The following is a 16,078-nucleotide window of genomic DNA, read 5'->3' on the forward strand; positions in this document are numbered from 1 at the left end:
TTTCCTTCCCCTCGCCGCTCCCAGCCGAGGGAGCGTGGCCATGATTGCTGCACATATTCGAAACCTCTTTCAGTCAGAGTCTGCGCGCGGCTCGCGCACAGGGGTAAGTCGCGTACGTGGCACCCCCCAAGTCCAAGACATCATTTCATGGGACCGTGCACATAATAGTAGCTCAGAGTCCGCAATAGGACTGTGCGGGTTTTCCCCTAAGCCTATCCAACAAGGATTTGCGGCCATTTTGCGAAATCCTATTTGCTATGTGATCGGTCACATGATACAAACACACTCATGGGAGTCAAGGTGAAATTTCAGCATCCATGGAGAGATATAAGTGACACATCAAGGACTTTTTGATCTGAGCGGGAAGACCGCGCTGATAACAGGCGCATCAAGAGGTATTGGCTTTGCAATCGCAGACGCACTCTCGGCAGCGGGCGCCCAAGTGGTTTTGAATGGCCGGTCGGTGGAAGCATTGAATACAGCCGCCGACCAGCTTCGTGAGCTTGGACGACAGGTCGATACAGCTTCATTTGACGTCACGGACGCCGCAAGCATCAAGCAGGCCATCGACAAAGTCGAGGAAAAAGGGCCAATTGACATTCTCGTCAACAACGCAGGTATTCAGCGCCGAAAGCCACTTGAAGACTTCGACGACAACGATTGGCGCGAATTGATGAGCACCAATCTCGACAGCGTCTATCTTGTGAGCAAGGCGGTCGCGAGGCACATGATTGCCCGCAAGCACGGGAAGATCATCAACATCGGCAGCGTCCAGTGTGAGCTTGCCCGGCCCGGCATTGCTCCATACACCGCCTCCAAGGGCGCGGTAAAGAATCTGACGAAAGGCATGTGCGCTGACTGGGCACAGTACGGCCTGCAGATCAACGCGATCGGTCCTGGTTACTTCGCGACGCCACTGAACAAGGCTCTGTATGAAGATCCCGTCTTCGACGAATGGCTCAAGAAGCGCACGCCTGCACGCCGGTGGGGAAAGCTTGAGGACCTCCACGGTGCAGCCGTCTTCCTTGCGTCGCCCGCATCTAACTTCGTAAACGGGCAAACCCTCTATGTCGACGGCGGCATTCTCTCCGTCATCTAACCGTGAATAACATGAGCGAAAGCAAGACTCTCACGCTTCAGCTGTGCCCTTTCTCTGAATACCTCGAGGCCGGGCTGAACAAGCATCTTCAAATCGTGCGCTGGTTCGAATTGGACGATCAGGCACAGAACCAATGGCTGGAAGAGAATGCTGCGCGCGTGCGCGCGGTGGCGACTGGTGGGCACATCGGCTGCCCCAGTGACCTGATGCTCAGACTCCCATCGTTGGGCATCGTAGCTATCAATGGGGTCGGCTTCGACAAAGTGGACCTGAACCTGGCAAAAGAACGCGGTGTTCATGTTACAAATACTCCTGATGTATTAACGGACGATGTCGCGGATCTCGCCGTCGGCCTGATCATCTCCCTCCTTCGCGAAATCCCGGCAGCTCACGCTCACGTATGCGCTGGAGAATGGCCAAACGGAGACGTTCGGCTCGCGCGGAAGGTCACCGGGCGTCGCTTCGGAATCGTCGGCCTCGGCAGAATCGGAACAGCCATCGCTTCTCGTCTGAAGGCCTTTGGGCCGATTTGCTATACGGACATTGAGCGGAAAGACGTGCCATACGAGTTCCATGCCGACCTCAATTCGCTCGCCCGGGCAAGTGACGTTCTGCTCCTGGCGAGCTCCGCAAATGCGTCGACGCGCCATCTGATCAAAGCCGATACGTATTCGGCGCTAGGTAACAGTGGTTATCTCGTAAACGTTGCGCGCGGTTCTCTGGTCGACGAGCAGGTGCTGATTGAGGCGCTCAATGCAGGGACCATTGCTGGCGCGGCGCTCGACGTGTTTGAGCACGAGCCGAACATTCCGGAAGCGCTGCTTAAGCATCCTGGGGTTGTTCTCACCCCACACGTTGCAAGCGCGACCGTAGAGACCAGAACGCGAATGGCAGACATCGTCCTCGGAAACCTTGAGGCCTATGTCGGGCAAAGACCGCTACTCACTGCCCTCGTGTAGCCTGCCATTAGCACAGCGCACCGTCGCTTCGGATTCCGGAGCCGGCCGCGTTTCGGTGTGCCTGCGCCACTGCGTTGAGCGGCGATATGACGCGCACATCGCTGACCAAATTTTCGATTCCATCCAGCAATAGGCAAAAACGGCTCAAGACAACGGACTAGAGGTTTTCACGGGTTGTATGCCGGGGGTGTGCAAACTACGATGTGACCGTTCACATCGCGAAATGGAACGATGATTTCTCAAGTGGACTGAATGCCATTCGACCGCTGGAACCCGACCGGAAACGCCTCTAAATCGGAAGCAACGTGAGCGCTGAAGAATTTTCCCTAGTCACTTGGCTGATGGCCCCGCTAAGCGGGGCCGGCGAGCATCATCTGCCAATGTGGGCTGCCTGGCACGGACGAGGAATGGTGCTGGCGTGGGGAATCTTGATACCGTTGGGAGTACTCATCGCCCGGTACTTCAAGATCACCCCACGACAGGTCTGGCCCGAGGAGCTCGACAACAAATTTTGGTGGCGCTGGCATCGCCGGCTCCAATACGTCGGGACGTTTATTGCCGTTTGCGCGCTCGTGATTGTCATCCAATACGCCCGGCAAGCGACCGCTATCGCTCATATTCACGGATTGCTCGGCTGGGCCACGATGTTGCTAGCAGCGACGCAAATTGCGTCCGGCGTACTGCGAGGCACCAAGGGCGGACCAACCGGTGAACTTGCGGCGGAAGGCAGCTACCGCGGAGATCACTATGACATGACCCGTCGGCGGATCGTTTTTGAGTATGTGCACAAGTTCGGTGGCGTCCTTGCGCTACTTATCGCCGCGTCAGCAATCGTCATAGGGCTCTTCGTAGCTGATGCGCCGCGCTGGATGCTGATCATCATTCTCCTGTGGTGGTGCTTATTGGGCGTCGCCGCAGGTGCCTTGCAGATGAGTGGGCGCTGCATCGATACGTATCAAGCTATCTGGGGCCCCGATCCGCTGCATCCTGGAAACAAGATCAAGGTAATTGGCATCGGCGTGCGCCGCGTAGGTGCGAAAGATAACCCACATCACTAGAGCGACAGCTCTTGGAGGAGATAAGCAATGACGATCGAAGACAGCACAATGCGCAAGCTAATGCGCCGCGTAGTTCCAGTCCTGGGAATTGGCGCCGTATTTCAGGCGTTTAGCCAGTTAAACGTCGCTTTCGCGGGCGTTGAAATGACGCGGGACCTCGGACTCACGAACACACAGTTTGGATTTGGTTCCGGGATCTTCTTCCTGTCCTATCTGCTGTTGGGAGTACCGGCCAACATAATGCTCCTGAAGGTCGGAGCAAAACGGTGGATTGCGCTTGCGATGTTTGCATGGGGACTTCTGTGTGCCTCCCTTGCACTCACCAGGGGACCTACCAGCTTTTATGTCCTGCGCCTACTGCTCGGAGCGGCCGAAGCGGGCTTCATCCCCGGTATCCTCTACATCGCCGGGAACTGGTTCCCCGAGCAGTATCGGGGGAGAGTACTGAGCCTCCTCCTCGTCTGCAACCCCATTTCCGCGACTCTCGGCGGACAGATTTCGGGCTGGTTGCTCGAAATGAATGGGGTACTCGGCCTTGCAGGTTGGCAGTGGGTCTTCATCGTTGAGGGACTACCCGCCTCGGTTCTCGCCCTGTTCGTGATTTGGGTACTCCCGGCTCGTATCGAAGAAGCGCCGTGGCTCACGAACGACGAACGCGACTGGCTCGCAGCAAAATTGGAATCAGAACACGGCGCACAGTCGGAGGTGACGTTTTCGATGGCAGCACTAGTCGATCCCCGAGTCATTGTGTTTGCGCTCATCTTCTTCGGTGCCTCCTGCCTGCCGTTCGGCCTGATCTTCTTTCTGCCGAAAATCATTCAGACTTTTGGTGTTAGCGGGCCCGTTGCCTCGATGCTCGCGAGTGCTCCCTTCGCAACTGGAGGTGTGCTGATGCTTCTTTGGGGCAGAAGTTCCGATCGAACCGGCGAGCGCCTTTATCATGCACTCGCCGCCCTCGGTGTCGCGTTGCTCGGCAGCGTCCTTTATCTGGTCACCAGCAACGCTGTGTCAGGCTTGATCGGTCTCTGTCTGACGCTTGGAGGGATTTTTGCCTTTCTGCCAATCTTCTGGACGCTACCGAATCGGATGCTCAATGGCGCTATCGCTGCGATGGGCATTGCGGTGATCAATGGTATGGGCGGAGTGGCCGGCATCACCGCTCCGACTTTGATGGGTTGGCTGAAGGACATGACGGGCCATTACGAATCCGGTCTTGTCTGCGTCGTCCTGACAGCAACGGCCGCCGGCGTTCTCCTTTATCTTTATGGCCGTCATCACGGATTGCACAAGCGCGTTGGCGAAAATACGAAAGGAGCTCAGGCCCCCGCTACCCCGACGATGCGTGAGCTTTGAGGAAAATTGGCTCGGCGGAGGTCTCAGACCTCCGTCGAACCACCGTGACGACGAGCAATCGGCCCGACACAGTCCGACTGCCCTGTCACGAACCTGTCGTTCCATCGAACTCAGCCACAACGCCGTGCAACAACCCCGACCATAGTGTGCCATGTCTGCAACGACAACCGGCCGCATAATCAAGCGTTCCCACTCGATAAAGGTCTGTAAGGACCATATTGTCCACATGTAGGAGCACAAATGACCAGCATTCCTTCCTTCGGTCTTGGTACATTTCGCCTGCAAGATCAGATCGTTATTAATTCAGTCCTCGACGGACTCGAACTGGGACGCGCGCCTCAGACGATTACGCTGGACGGCTACGCGGCATCTCATCGGGCGGTCCGCGAGATGAAGACCGACGAGTCGCTACCCAGGCGAACGAAATTGCGATCCTCGAAGTGCCTGAATAACCTCATTGAGCAGGATCACCGCCACATCAAATCGCGGGTGAACGTGATGCTCGGGTTCAAGCGGTTCCACAGCGCCGCCGTTATCCTCTCCGGCATCGAACTGATGCATCGCATTCGCAAAGGCCAGTTCGATCTCACCAGCATGCACCTCAAAAATACCACTTCGCCCTCGATTTGGATGGCGCTTCTTTCAGCTCGTTGAGGTCTCCGAAGCATGGGCGATTTCTCGCCCGCCTACCCAGTTTGCACCACAGCCCGATAAACAAGCGGTTGGCGCTTCCAGTCGTTGAAACAGTCCCTGACGTGCTGGAGATCCCCACCGCAGATATTGACCTGATAGTGGACCGTAGACTCCATGATGAATTTCCTCAGTACAGCCTCATTGGGAGCTGCGATGTTCCTGAGGTCTCACTCCTGCTGGCTTCCTCCATCAATTTGATGCCCGCTCACTTGCGGGCACCATGTGCGGGCTATCGTGTTTTCGGTTACTTGGCGCCCGATGCTGCCGCCGGACCGCTTGCGCCCATCGCTCCGGTCGCTGCGGGATTAGCCATCGTGCCGCTACTGCCCGCCGCCGCGCCGCTCGTCTCGCTACTGTTGTCCGCCCGCTTGCATCCAGATGCGCCCATAGCCAGCAGCACGACCGACGCCGCAATTACAAGATGTCTCGCAGTTAGTTTCATCGCAGATTCCTCCTGGCCTGGCTGTAACCCCGGCTTTCGGTGAACGGAATGCACGCGACGTGCGGGCCTGTTGCACTTCGACCGGCTATTGGAATTGGTGCAATTTGCATGCCTCATATACTCGCGCGTCTTCATGAGCGGGCTCGGCACGCGGATTTAGGGGAAGTCGTGCCGGTCGGGCTTGTGGCGACAGGCACGCCTGAAATTACGCTACGTTAATCTCTCATGTGTCACGTGGGTTAGCGACGGCTTTCGCTCGCGGCAAAGCGTTCATCGAGCTCCCGTTTAAGAGTACCGTCTCCCGTGTCAGAATTCCACTGTGCTGCGCCATGCTTCCGTCGTATCAAGCGCGCCAGTGTTAGCGCCCGTCTCGTAGAAAGCACCTCATTTTTGGATGTAGCCATTTCCATTCGACCGTGGGATACGTGAAATCGGGCACATCAACCTCATGCACCGGCTGACTGCTATTCGTGCGAATCGCCTCGTCCGATGCCCAATCCGCCTTGTGCATCATGGCGCGGCAGGTGCGGGCGTATTTTTCCAGCGAGTACGCCACCTCCAGCGCAACAACGCGACGTTCCCGACGATAGTCGCGCCAATCCCTGTGGGAATTCCAGGCGACCGTCACGATTGAGCTGATCACACTCGAAGGGAAGACAACCCTTAGCGTATGCTGCCAGTCGAACTGCTGTACAACGCCAAACCAAACCGCGTTCATCTCATCACTGTCCGCCGGGTGCGCGGCCTCCCTTTGCCTGGTCCGCGTCTACGGCACAGTGAACATCTAGCGCGCTGTTGTTCGTGATCGAGCCTAATGACTAGACATGGCCGAACCCGCTCCGACATGTCCGGCTCAATTCGATCCGTTCCTGACGTTCGAGTCCAACACAACTCGACGACCGCTATTGATGACGAAGCTACATTGGCTTGCGGAACTCCGCTGCGAAGTTTGCAAGGAAACGGAATTGTGTCATGGGCCACGCTGACTTTTTCGCACACATCCGCGCGATCCGCTGAAAACGTTCTCTTCTTCAGGATACCTAATAAAACAAGGGCCTCCAAGTCTCGGGCCGAGCGCAGACTCGCTTTAGTCCTCCAATGAAAATGGTGAGCCGCCAGTGTTTTCCTCGAACCAATGAAACGCGTCTTCAGCGCCGATAAAGCTGACGCGCTCGCGGATGGCCTTGAGCGTTTTGACTTGCTCTTTGATGTCGGCACGCGGGCTGCCATACGCGTTGAGTACTGCTTTTCCAGCAAACACCCGTTCCAGCCTTACGTTCTCGAGCTCGAGCGTAACCTTGAAAAATCCTCGCCGGATAGTGTTGTTCAGAAGGCTGTCGTCCGCGACGATCACCTGGACCGAGGTATCCGAGTCGGCAGCGTCGCCCCACAGCGTTGCAATATCCGTCAAATCTGTGCCGATAAGTTCACCCGCACGGGAATAGCCATCCTGCGCGCTAGTGACGGTTTTGTGAATCGGGTCAATGAGGAACGATACATCCACAGGCGTCTCTCTCCTGCCGAGTCAGGCGCTAACGACTTCTGCTCACCATAAGTTGCCGGGGCAGTTTCAATTATGGGAGTCATGCGACGGGGTTGATAGTAGAGCGACCCGTGCGCCCTTTTTCCTGCTTATCTCGCGATCACATCTTTCGCGTGGACATCGATTGTCGCCGGAATCGCACTTGCGTCGGTGGCCGGTGCTGCCGAATCGCCCATACCTTTCTTGAAGGACTTAACGGCACCGCCAAGGTCCGCACCGGCTGTCCGAAGCTTTTTGGTACCGAAAACAAGAGCAACAATGGCCAATACTGAGACTACCCATATTACACACCTCTAAAACGAGAAGAAACGTCGAACTGAAAACGGGACGCGCAATATTTACTCGATGACCCGTAAGCTCAACCACGGTCACAGGAACCACGCCTCCGCCGGCATTCTTCCAAAAAAATCAATAGCTTATGCGACCCCGTTTCGAGTCAGGACGGAGCGATAGACCAAAAGAGTTCTTCTCATCCCGGTAATTGCTACCCGGTATTCCTGCCTATAGAAAGTGATCTAGCAACTACAGACTTTTAGAGCGCCATTTCGCTGGCTAAATCTTTGAGATTCGCCGCTCGGAAACGGTGCGCGCGAATGACGCAACATGGCCGGATGCACTCGGTGGGCTACGAGGCCGCAAAACAGCCACTGCCCGACCGAGTGCATCCGACCGTCGGCTTACGCGGTTGGATACTGAACCCATACTGTCGGACATATGCAGTCATTGGTCCTCGCATTCCCGCGGACATTCGAACGTCGGCTGCGCGAACGGCTGCGTCTTGGCAACGGACATTCGAGCGCAATCGTGTTCGTCGCGTTGCGGCGCGTCAAGCAAGTTGTCGCCTCACTCATGCAGTTAAAGGCTGCTGATCACGGGCGCCCGGACTTTCCGAGACACGTCCGCCGTCGCGCGAGCCCGCAGACAGCCCATATGGTGATCGCGGAGGTGGCGCTTCCCGAATGGGCGCGCGCGAGTGAGCTAAGGCAGGCCACGTTTCAGGGCATGCGCTACGACAGGGACGCCAGGGAGGCGAGGCGCGAGAGCTCCTCGCTGCGCCAATGTGCGCTTCGGGAATGGCCGTTTCGGCAGCGTTTCTACAACTGGTGCAAAAGAGAGGAAGACTATGCTGACCCGCTTTTGCTTCTGTTTGCCGTATGCGGATTCGGCATTTTGCTCACGGTGGCCGAGAGTGTGCGTCGTTTAACGGAACAGAACGCCGTTGCACAGTGGGATGGTCCATTCGAATGGAGGCGCTGCGGGCAGACACCATCGCAAGCTTCCAGGAGCCGGTGGCGTTCATGTCTGCGTGAAGCGCTGGACTATGGCGGGAGGCGTGCAACCACGTTCATAGATTCGGCGTTAGCTTCCGCACACAGGTTATCTCACGATCTGAAGACTGCCTAATGGACGACTTCTTGACGCATGGCCGCGAATCGCCATTCGAGAGCGCCTCGTCCTCGGTAAGCGCTAGTTATCGGCTGGCGTCTCCACCAATGTCCCGATCAGGCGCAGCAGTTCGGTATGCTCCGGACCTTTGCCATTTCGAACAAGGAAGTCGCCAATTGAGATGTCGGACGGCCGGCCACCTGACGAGAGGTTTGGCTCATGTCGGACGAAAATCCGGCCAGAGTCGTATTCGTGGACGAGCGACCAACGGTCTCCGTTCGCGCTCCTGTAAAGCTCTCGCGCCTTTTGAGTCATGGCCTCTCCTATTCGGGCTAAGCATACAACGGCCGGGACGTCGCTGACAGGGTGTCAACGTGGTTTTAGCGATCGAATCGATCACCGCGATGATGCCGCGACATATGCGAACTTCGGTCCACCCTTTCGGTCAACCGGCCGGAACTCGACCTTATGGAACGTATCGACCAGGCGCGCGTTGTCTTGCTTGACAGTCAGTCGGCGCAAATAAAAGAACGCGTCGCGGTGATCCAGTTCCCGGTGGCGTTGTTTCGCGCAAGGGGACGGGCGGCAAATGCCCGATGGTGTTCATCAAGTGGCGCACCCTCAATGAGATTCGACAGACAGCACGCACCGGCTGTGCCTGAGGACTCGACAATCTTGATTGTCGCCCTGGAAAGGGACATCGAGCTTGGACAGTCAGGCGGTGTGAGCCAGCAGGCATCGCGCGCCATCCCGCAAATCACCGCTGCGCGCCGCTCCTGCGAATTTCGCTGGTTTCACCAATCCACTCGCGTCAAAATGTGGAATGCGCCGCTCTTGCGATGCGTCTGCCAGCTTTCGCGCAATCGGCTACTGCATCGATCGGGACAAGCCATCCGGAGCGAGGAAAAGGATCATGCAGAGCGCGAATTGGCGGCATTGCCTGAACGTTGTCGCGCTGGCGACCTGTCTCGCGTTGGCAGCCGTCAGTACGGGTCTGACTGGCTGCAGTTCACTTTACAGTGAAGGCGCCACTGCGGGTGCCGGTATCGCCGGGGCGGCCATCGCCGGCACGGTGACCAACAACGCGGCCGTTGCCACCGGCATCGGCCTCGGCGCAGTGGCCGCTGCCCGAGCCGGCGTGCAGTACTCGGAACGCGTGATGCACGCGTATACGCAGGCGCAGATTGCGACCGCGGCGGGACCGCTCGCGGTCGGCGCCGTGGCACCCTGGTTCACCAGGCACAGCGTACCGATCGAGCCAGACGAACAAGGCCGCGTGACTGTAAGCCGGGTGATCAGTACCGGCATGCTCGACTGCAAGGAAATTGTCTTTTCCGTCGATACCGATGCGAAGAAGGATCAGCCCGCGACCAGTTCGTTCTACGTCGCTGCGGTGTGCCGTGATGGCGATGACTGGAAATGGGCCTCGGCGGAACCGGCCACGGCACGCTGGGGTGCGCTGCAATGAAGCACCGCCTTGATGCGATGCTTGCGGCCGGCGTTGTGGCGAGCTTGACGGTAATGATGAGTGGCTGCGCGTCGATCGGCGCGGTGGCCGGTGCGGTCGCCGCGGTATCGACGGGCGCCGTCACCAGCAATCCTGCCATCGGCATCGGCGTGGGCATCGCGGTGCAGGCCGCCGCCGACGAAGCCGTCAGGCGCGTGATGAAGTCGCTGCACGGCGACCAGCAGATGGCGATCGCGGCCACCGCGGGTGAATTGCCGGTCGGCGAAACGAAGCCGTGGCGGGTCAAACACGTGCTGCCGCTCGAAAATGGTCACGGCGAGGTCCGCGTGCTGCGCGAGTTCGACAGCGCGCTGGCGACCTGTCGCGAGTTTGCATTTTCGGTCATTGCTGGCGAGAAGCCCGGTGCGCCCGCTGACTGGTTCGTCGCTTCGATCTGTAAGGATCAGGACGGTTGGAAGTGGGCTTCGGCCGAGCCGGCGGTCGGGCGATGGGGCACCTTGCAGTAAAGTCCAGCCGGAATGCGCGCGCAATCGCCACGTCGAATACGGCTGGTATTACGGATCGCTCTGTCGCAACAAGGCGTTAAGGTAAGGTCCGGTGGCCGGAAAATGCTGACGACCCCGATGGCCAGGACGACGAAGACCGCGCAGGACGTTGCCCCTGGCGTCGCCCAGGTGCTGAAGCGACTGCACTGTCCACTTGATGTGATTTTGATGTGCGTGTGGTGGTCTGCTCGAGGATACGGCGCCTGCCGCCGCTTGCCCGGCAACGGGTGGACGGGTACGAGGCTAATGTTCGCGCGGAGATCCGCCAATCTGGGCATCGATCGCGCGCCTGGCGAGGTCTATCGCGTCGCTGACTGCGGCCGCTACGCTGAGCAATGAGCGGTAGTGCTCCGGCTCAGGTATGCGGCCGCCCTTGCGGTCGATTTCGCCACGCCGCGACAGCTGCTCCACCAGCAACGTAACAGTCGACCCGCCGTCGTAGTCCTCTCGCGCGCTGACCGTGATAATGTAGCCCCGGTGCACCTGTTGCTCTTCCATGGCCAACTCCAGACAACAAATGCAAGGTTATTCAGCGATGCCGGCGAGGTCTTCGATGTCGTTTTCAATACGTCCTCGCGCTTCAACCGCCGCTTCCTCCGTAGTTTTTGCAATCAGTGGGAAAATCAGTCCGTTCCCTTTGAATGCGCCGGCGAAATGGACCCATGCCGCGTAAGAACATACGCCGGATTCGAGCCGACAAATATTCAGAACTACATCATAGGTACGCTGCAGTCCCTGTCGACGCGCGTATTGAAATTTGTACACCTCGGTATCAGGCATGACGACCTCTTCCGCACCTTAAGCCTTAAGGGAAGGTGGCTACGTAGCGACGAAGATCTGGGCTCGTCGCTCGGCATAGCGCGGCTGCCTCCGTTCATACGAGGTTACGCCCTTCCGTATAGGTTGCAAAGGCACGGTCAGCGCGCCGCACAATTACGTTGACCGGGCCGCTCGGCAACGGTGCACTGGCGTCACTTGATCGCCGACGGGGGCGATTGGGTTCGTCCGTACCCGGGCCAGGAACGGACATCGAGGTACCAGCTTAGGATCGCTCCGAAGCGGACTTTCGCGAACTGTTTAGCGTAGCTTGCACGCACCGAAGAGGTCCATGAACCTCGAGTGCGGGGAACGTGAACCCCGCGGAGTTCGGTTAGCCCCGATTTGATTCACGCGTCGCGCTGATCAGGTTCGGCGCGACGTGGACGCTCTTCAAACGTGCGCGACACAAGCAAGTCACCCAGCAACGACGACGGCAATGTCGGCAGCGTGTTCGCGCTGAACACCACCACGCAGCGCGGGCGCGCGAGGCCGCGCGCGTAGATTTCACGCTTTCGGTTTAATGTTCTGGTTGACTCGCAACAGGTTGTTGGGATCGTACTTCGGCTTGATCGAGGCAAGGCGCGTGTAGTTCTCGCCGTAGCGCGCTCTCAGCGCCTTGTCATCGACAAAGGGTACTGCGCATCAGCGGCGAGCGCGGGGCCGACCAGTCAGAAGCGGCCGGCGACGACGCGCTTTACCCATGCGCAGGAATGGATCGTCGGCGCTTTTCGCACCGCCGCATGAAACGCGCGCCGACGACAACCCTTTGACGCGCGCCAGGATTTGTACTCGCTGCAATTTGCTCGCCGCTTCCCTATAAATAAAAGGGAAGAGAGAGCCAACCGTTGGCGTCCGGGTTGTCTATTGCTGGCGAACATGCGGCAGTCGAATCTCGAGCTGGGGGATCATACTCTCCGTCTTGGTTCGATCCATCAAAGACCATATAACGGGTCGATCGCATCCTACGCGCGGGCGCACTGGGCACTGGGAACAGTCGGCGCTATCTCACGCGCGAAATAGTTTCTTCACAGTGCAAGGCATAATGGAGGTGCGCTGTGCTTAACCTTAGCCAATCGACCCACTCAACCCTGTCTAGCCTCTGGTTTTGCGCCGCCGTGACAACGGCATGTCTGACCGGTTGTTCGTGTGCGGACGCAGCCGCAGTCGCCACTTCTCTGGCAGCCGCTTCGGGAGTGGCTCCTGCATCAGCGCCGCCATCGGCGCCAACCACCGCGCCAGCGAGGGAAAAGAGCGCTGCAACCGCCAGCACGGCCGCACCAATCGACTTTCCGGCGGTCGTCGAGCGCTATGGGCCAGCGGTTGTGAATATCCGCGCGACAGTGCCGGTGAATGCGCCCGCGAGCGCGACCGCGAGCGCGACGCCCGCTTCCGGTCCCAGCGCCGAAGCGGTCGGCGGTGACGATCCCATCTTCTCGTTCTTCAAGCAGGCCTTGCCACAATCGCAAGACGGCCAGGGCGCTACGCCGCGCGCGATGTCCGGCGTCGGATCGGGCTTCATCGTGACCCCGAACGGTCTCATTCTGACGACGGCGCATGTCGTCGATCAGTCGGATGACGTGACCGTGCGTCTGACCGACCGGCGGGAGTTCAAGGCAAAAATCGTGGTCGTCGATACGCAAAGCGACATCGCCGTGATCCAGATCGACGCGACGGAACTGCCTACCGTCAAGCTCGGCGATTCGGCGCGCGTGCGCGTGGGCGAGCAGGTGCTGACGATCGGTTCGCCAGACAGCTATCAGAACACGGTCACGGCGGGCATCGTCAGCGCGACGTCGCGCACGCTCGCCGATGGCAGCACCTTTCCGTTCTTTCAGACGGACGTGTCGCTGAACCCCGACAACTCGGGCGGCCCCGTATTCAACCGCGCGGGTGAAGTGGTCGGCATCGACGTTCAGGTGTATGCCGATAGCGATCGCTTGCAGAGCCTGACGTTCGCGATCCCGATCAATATGGCGAACAGGGTGCGCTCGCAGTTGCAAGGTGAGGAAGCCCAGCAGAGCCAGCAAAGCGCGCAAAACAGTGTAGGCAGCAATCTGGGCATTCAGGTAGAGGACGTCGATACGAATCTGGCGAGCGCATTCGGCCTGCCGCGCGCGGCGGGTGCGCTGGTGACGTCGGTCGATCCAGGCAGTTCGGCGGCGGCGAGCCATCTGAAAACGGGCGACGTGATCGTCCAACTCGCCGACAAGCCCATCGACCACGCGGCCGATCTGACCGGACAGAACCCGGCGTTGCAGACCGGAACGAAAGTCCCACTGAAGCTGATCCGCGATCACAAGCCGATGACGGTGATGGTGAATGTCGGGCCAGCGTCGCAACAGGCGAACGCAGGTGCGGGCGGGGTTGCAGGCCCAAGCTCTGACGCAGGCTCGCGGCAGTTTCACGCGCTCGATCATCTTGGCCTCACGATGCATTCTTTGACCGACCAGGAGCGGCGCAGCATGGACCTTCCTCAAGGTCTGATGGTCGATGACGTGTCGGGGACAGCGGCCGCTGCCGGCATCAAGCCGGGCGATGTCGTGCTGTCGTTGAACGGCACGCTGGTCGCGTCCCAGGATGAACTGGCGTCGCTTGCGGCAAGGGCTGGCAAGAAGGCAGCGTTGCTGATCCAGCGCAATCACGCACGAAGCTTCGTCACGGTCGACCTCAAATAAAAACCGGAGTGCGAGAGCGGCTAATCGATACACGATTCCCGCCTCGCATGCCGACGCGGTGAACACATGTCGCTAACGCCCCGGGTGAGGGACGATCACGACGGATCGCAGATCCGGGCATATTCGCGCAGCGTGTGTCAGCCCTCTGCACAGTCAATGGCCGCTGTACTTCGAAAACACTCATTTGGTACCGGGCATGGGGCCGACCGACTTGGGTCGTGACGACTCATTCACCGGCTGTGAGAGCTGCCATTCGTCGACGCCGGTTTGTGAATGTCCGCGAGCAAGGCGCGGCCGCCGCAGGGATTCTAATCATCGCCCGTCGGCTATGGCCGATGACTTGTCCTTGAGTGACGGCACGCAATGACCGTTCCGCTCTGATATCCGTCCTTGGAAACGCCACGGCTCGACCGGCAGCGAAGGGTCCAGCTGAGACAGTTGACCGGGTGCCACCGACCCGCTGGCCTAGCCGAGCTCCCCTCCTGCTCGCATGGCCGGGTTCCGCGAGGTGTCGCAGCCCAGATCCCACTGAGGCGGCCGGCCGTATTGCCGCGTCGCCCCTCACTTACGAAAACAGGGGCAAAGATTCGACGACGCCCCGGGGGCGACGCTGCGGAGCCGTGGATCGACTGGCCCGTGCAAGAGCCCTCCCGCTGGTTGAATCGAGCCGCCGGTTCAGATCCGCAAGAGCCTTGCAAACAGGTGCGCGAGCGTCTTGTCCGACATCTCCAGACTTCGCGCAACCTCCCGCAATCCACGCCGGCCCACTACCCGCTCGACCGCCGCCGCGCGAAACTCCTCCGTGTACTTCCGTCTCGGTACTGATTTCATCGCTTTCTCCACAAGGCTGATTATCGACCTATGGGATGTCCATTTAACCGGAGTTAGCGTTTTGCCTCCACGGGCGGCTCGGCGAAGGTCGCTCCAGGCTGGGCGGATGTCCGCGTTGCCTCGGCGGCTTGGGAGGAGCAGCCTTTGGCCTCTGGCTCATAACAAGGTCTTGGTAACGAACCGGTCCATGGGCGACAGCAAGCTCCAGGATCCGGTAGAACAGCATCCCTCGGCTACGTGAGCGGCGGCGGTTGAAACGGAACACGAACTCGTCCAGGTAACTGGGCAAGTGTGCAGAATCCACCGCTCCCTGGTGGGTGCCCAGGAGCCAACGTTTTGCAAGGGACGCTATTCGATGCACACCTGGCAGAAGTTCTTTGGGGTCCTCGCCCCGCGCCGACGCGGCCCGCTGGCTACGGCGGTCATGGATGTAACCATTCTTCTCCAGCCACCGGTAACCCTGCCAGGCATCGGTGATGACCGTCGCCCCCGGCTCGACGTTATCCAACACGAAGCAGCGAAGCGATTCTGAGGAGGCATCCGCCACGGGCGCCATTCGACAGCGCCCGAATCCCTTCGGCTCCGCGATCTCGATCGCGATACACGTCAGGATCTTCTTCCCTTTGGCACGGCCCTCCGAAAGTCCGGATTCTTTGCCTCCGATGTAGGTTTCGTCCACCTCCACCGTCCCGCAAAGGCGCTCCCGATCAGGGCGAATCAGCACAGACCGCAGGCGATGAAGGATAGCCCACACTGTCTGGTAGGAGCCGATCTCGAGGGTCCGCTTCAAACTCAGCGCCGAGATCCCGTCTTTGCCGGTGGCAAAATGCCAACAGACCGAAAACCATACCGTAAGGGGAGTACGGGTCCGGTCAAAGACGGTGCCTGCCATCACTGATGTGCGGCTACCGCATGCAGTACACGTGAACCTGCCGTCCCCAAGCCGCCATCCTCCCGGATGACCACAGGACGGACAGACGAAGCCGCAAGGCCATCGCAGCCATTCCAGATAGTCCAGGCAGTCTGCATCAGTCGGGAACCAAGCCTGAAACTCCCCAAGGGACTTAGGATAGTGGGTGCTGGCATGAGGACGTTCCATTGCCCCAGTCTACGCTCAACTCCGGTTAAATGGATAACCCAGATCGACCTTATGGCGTCCACTTTCCGGGGACCAGATCATTCTCCACCTTCATAGCGCGGCCGCTTT

At 59.2% G+C, this 16,078-nt stretch carries 15 protein-coding genes and 3 pseudogenes; 9 read left to right on the top strand and 9 right to left on the bottom strand.

Annotated features, from left to right (window positions below):
* The first annotated feature begins 331 nt into the window (after positions 1 to 331).
* The 5 genes and pseudogenes from OKW44_RS02155 to OKW44_RS02175 all read left to right on the top strand — a co-directional run.
* The gene (locus tag OKW44_RS02155) at positions 332 to 1,099 is read left to right on the top strand and encodes a glucose 1-dehydrogenase (RefSeq protein WP_026225829.1); all 768 of its coding nucleotides are present in this window, start codon (positions 332 to 334) and stop codon (positions 1,097 to 1,099) included.
* Between the two features lie 11 nt (positions 1,100 to 1,110).
* Positions 1,111 to 2,058: a 2-hydroxyacid dehydrogenase gene (locus OKW44_RS02160; RefSeq protein ID WP_018420621.1), complete on the top strand. Its 948-nt coding sequence runs from the start codon at positions 1,111 to 1,113 to the stop codon at positions 2,056 to 2,058.
* A 305-nt stretch (positions 2,059 to 2,363) separates the two neighbouring features.
* Positions 2,364 to 3,116, top strand: a complete 753-nt coding sequence (locus tag OKW44_RS02165; protein ID WP_239499098.1) for a cytochrome b561 domain-containing protein — start codon at positions 2,364 to 2,366, stop codon at positions 3,114 to 3,116.
* A 27-nt stretch (positions 3,117 to 3,143) separates the two neighbouring features.
* On the top strand, positions 3,144 to 4,469 hold the full coding sequence (locus OKW44_RS02170; protein ID WP_018420619.1) for an MFS transporter: 1,326 nt from the start codon (positions 3,144 to 3,146) through the stop codon (positions 4,467 to 4,469).
* 327 nt (positions 4,470 to 4,796) lie between these two features.
* Positions 4,797 to 5,123 (top strand): annotated as a pseudogene (locus OKW44_RS02175) (DDE-type integrase/transposase/recombinase); the annotation flags it as partial.
* A gap of 839 nt (positions 5,124 to 5,962) precedes the next feature.
* Here OKW44_RS02175 and OKW44_RS02180 read toward each other — a convergent pair.
* From OKW44_RS02180 to OKW44_RS02195, 4 genes are all read right to left on the bottom strand, one after another.
* On the bottom strand, positions 5,963 to 6,322 hold the full coding sequence (locus OKW44_RS02180) for a hypothetical protein (protein WP_018420617.1): 360 nt from the start codon (positions 6,320 to 6,322) through the stop codon (positions 5,963 to 5,965).
* 369 nt (positions 6,323 to 6,691) lie between these two features.
* The gene (locus OKW44_RS02185; protein WP_018420616.1) at positions 6,692 to 7,108 is read right to left on the bottom strand and encodes a hypothetical protein; all 417 of its coding nucleotides are present in this window, start codon (positions 7,106 to 7,108) and stop codon (positions 6,692 to 6,694) included.
* A gap of 128 nt (positions 7,109 to 7,236) precedes the next feature.
* Entirely contained in the window at positions 7,237 to 7,431 is a 195-nt protein-coding gene (locus tag OKW44_RS02190) for a Sec-independent protein translocase subunit TatA (protein WP_084754071.1), read from the bottom strand.
* A gap of 1,183 nt (positions 7,432 to 8,614) precedes the next feature.
* On the bottom strand, positions 8,615 to 8,848 hold the full coding sequence (locus OKW44_RS02195; protein ID WP_018420614.1) for a hypothetical protein: 234 nt from the start codon (positions 8,846 to 8,848) through the stop codon (positions 8,615 to 8,617).
* Positions 8,849 to 9,446: 598 nt separating this feature from the next.
* Between OKW44_RS02195 and OKW44_RS02200 the strand changes: the two genes are divergently transcribed.
* From OKW44_RS02200 to OKW44_RS02210, 3 genes and pseudogenes are all read left to right on the top strand, one after another.
* A complete protein-coding gene (locus OKW44_RS02200) occupies positions 9,447 to 10,001 on the top strand; it encodes a hypothetical protein (RefSeq protein WP_018420613.1) in 555 nt (184 codons plus the stop codon).
* Complete coding sequence (locus OKW44_RS02205; RefSeq protein ID WP_018420612.1) at positions 9,998 to 10,507, top strand: hypothetical protein; 510 nt, start codon at positions 9,998 to 10,000, stop codon at positions 10,505 to 10,507. The genes OKW44_RS02200 and OKW44_RS02205 overlap by 4 nt, the downstream gene beginning before the upstream one ends.
* Before the next feature lie 117 nt (positions 10,508 to 10,624).
* Positions 10,625 to 10,729: pseudogene (locus OKW44_RS02210) on the top strand (IS6 family transposase); the annotation flags it as partial.
* A 60-nt stretch (positions 10,730 to 10,789) separates the two neighbouring features.
* Here the strand turns inward: OKW44_RS02210 and OKW44_RS02215 are convergent.
* The 3 genes from OKW44_RS02215 to OKW44_RS02225 form a co-directional block, all read right to left on the bottom strand.
* Complete coding sequence (locus tag OKW44_RS02215; protein WP_018420611.1) at positions 10,790 to 11,044, bottom strand: hypothetical protein; 255 nt, start codon at positions 11,042 to 11,044, stop codon at positions 10,790 to 10,792.
* A 27-nt stretch (positions 11,045 to 11,071) separates the two neighbouring features.
* Entirely contained in the window at positions 11,072 to 11,326 is a 255-nt protein-coding gene (locus OKW44_RS02220) for a hypothetical protein (protein ID WP_018420610.1), read from the bottom strand.
* 543 nt (positions 11,327 to 11,869) lie between these two features.
* Positions 11,870 to 11,977: a BBE domain-containing protein gene (locus tag OKW44_RS02225; RefSeq protein WP_429409437.1), complete on the bottom strand. Its 108-nt coding sequence runs from the start codon at positions 11,975 to 11,977 to the stop codon at positions 11,870 to 11,872.
* Positions 11,978 to 12,687: 710 nt separating this feature from the next.
* Between OKW44_RS02225 and OKW44_RS02230 the strand changes: the two genes are divergently transcribed.
* Positions 12,688 to 14,040: a trypsin-like peptidase domain-containing protein gene (locus OKW44_RS02230; protein ID WP_280783383.1), complete on the top strand. Its 1,353-nt coding sequence runs from the start codon at positions 12,688 to 12,690 to the stop codon at positions 14,038 to 14,040.
* Positions 14,041 to 14,715: 675 nt separating this feature from the next.
* Here the strand turns inward: OKW44_RS02230 and OKW44_RS02235 are convergent.
* Entirely contained in the window at positions 14,716 to 14,871 is a 156-nt protein-coding gene (locus OKW44_RS02235) for a transposase (RefSeq protein ID WP_018420607.1), read from the bottom strand.
* 160 nt (positions 14,872 to 15,031) lie between these two features.
* Positions 15,032 to 15,970, bottom strand: a pseudogene (locus tag OKW44_RS02240) (IS1595 family transposase); the annotation flags it as partial.
* Between the last annotated feature and the right edge of the window lie 108 nt (positions 15,971 to 16,078).

This window comes from Paraburkholderia lebeckiae (genome assembly GCF_050436325.1).
Taxonomy (GTDB): Bacteria; Pseudomonadota; Gammaproteobacteria; order Burkholderiales; family Burkholderiaceae; genus Paraburkholderia; species Paraburkholderia tuberum.

Bases quoted from the DNA above. Each gene is read 5' to 3' on its own strand.
- OKW44_RS02160 (WP_018420621.1), top strand. From the start codon at position 1,111: ATGAGCGAAAGCAAGACTCTCACGCTTCAGCTGTGCCCTTTCTCTGAA.
- OKW44_RS02170 (WP_018420619.1), top strand. From the start codon at position 3,144: ATGACGATCGAAGACAGCACAATGCGCAAGCTAATGCGCCGCGTAGTT.
- OKW44_RS02180 (WP_018420617.1), bottom strand. From the start codon at position 6,322: ATGAACGCGGTTTGGTTTGGCGTTGTACAGCAGTTCGACTGGCAGCAT.
- OKW44_RS02195 (WP_018420614.1), bottom strand. From the start codon at position 8,848: ATGACTCAAAAGGCGCGAGAGCTTTACAGGAGCGCGAACGGAGACCGT.
- OKW44_RS02200 (WP_018420613.1), top strand. From the start codon at position 9,447: ATGCAGAGCGCGAATTGGCGGCATTGCCTGAACGTTGTCGCGCTGGCG.
- OKW44_RS02205 (WP_018420612.1), top strand. From the start codon at position 9,998: ATGAAGCACCGCCTTGATGCGATGCTTGCGGCCGGCGTTGTGGCGAGC.
- OKW44_RS02215 (WP_018420611.1), bottom strand. From the start codon at position 11,044: ATGGAAGAGCAACAGGTGCACCGGGGCTACATTATCACGGTCAGCGCG.
- OKW44_RS02220 (WP_018420610.1), bottom strand. From the start codon at position 11,326: ATGCCTGATACCGAGGTGTACAAATTTCAATACGCGCGTCGACAGGGA.
- OKW44_RS02235 (WP_018420607.1), bottom strand. From the start codon at position 14,871: ATGAAATCAGTACCGAGACGGAAGTACACGGAGGAGTTTCGCGCGGCG.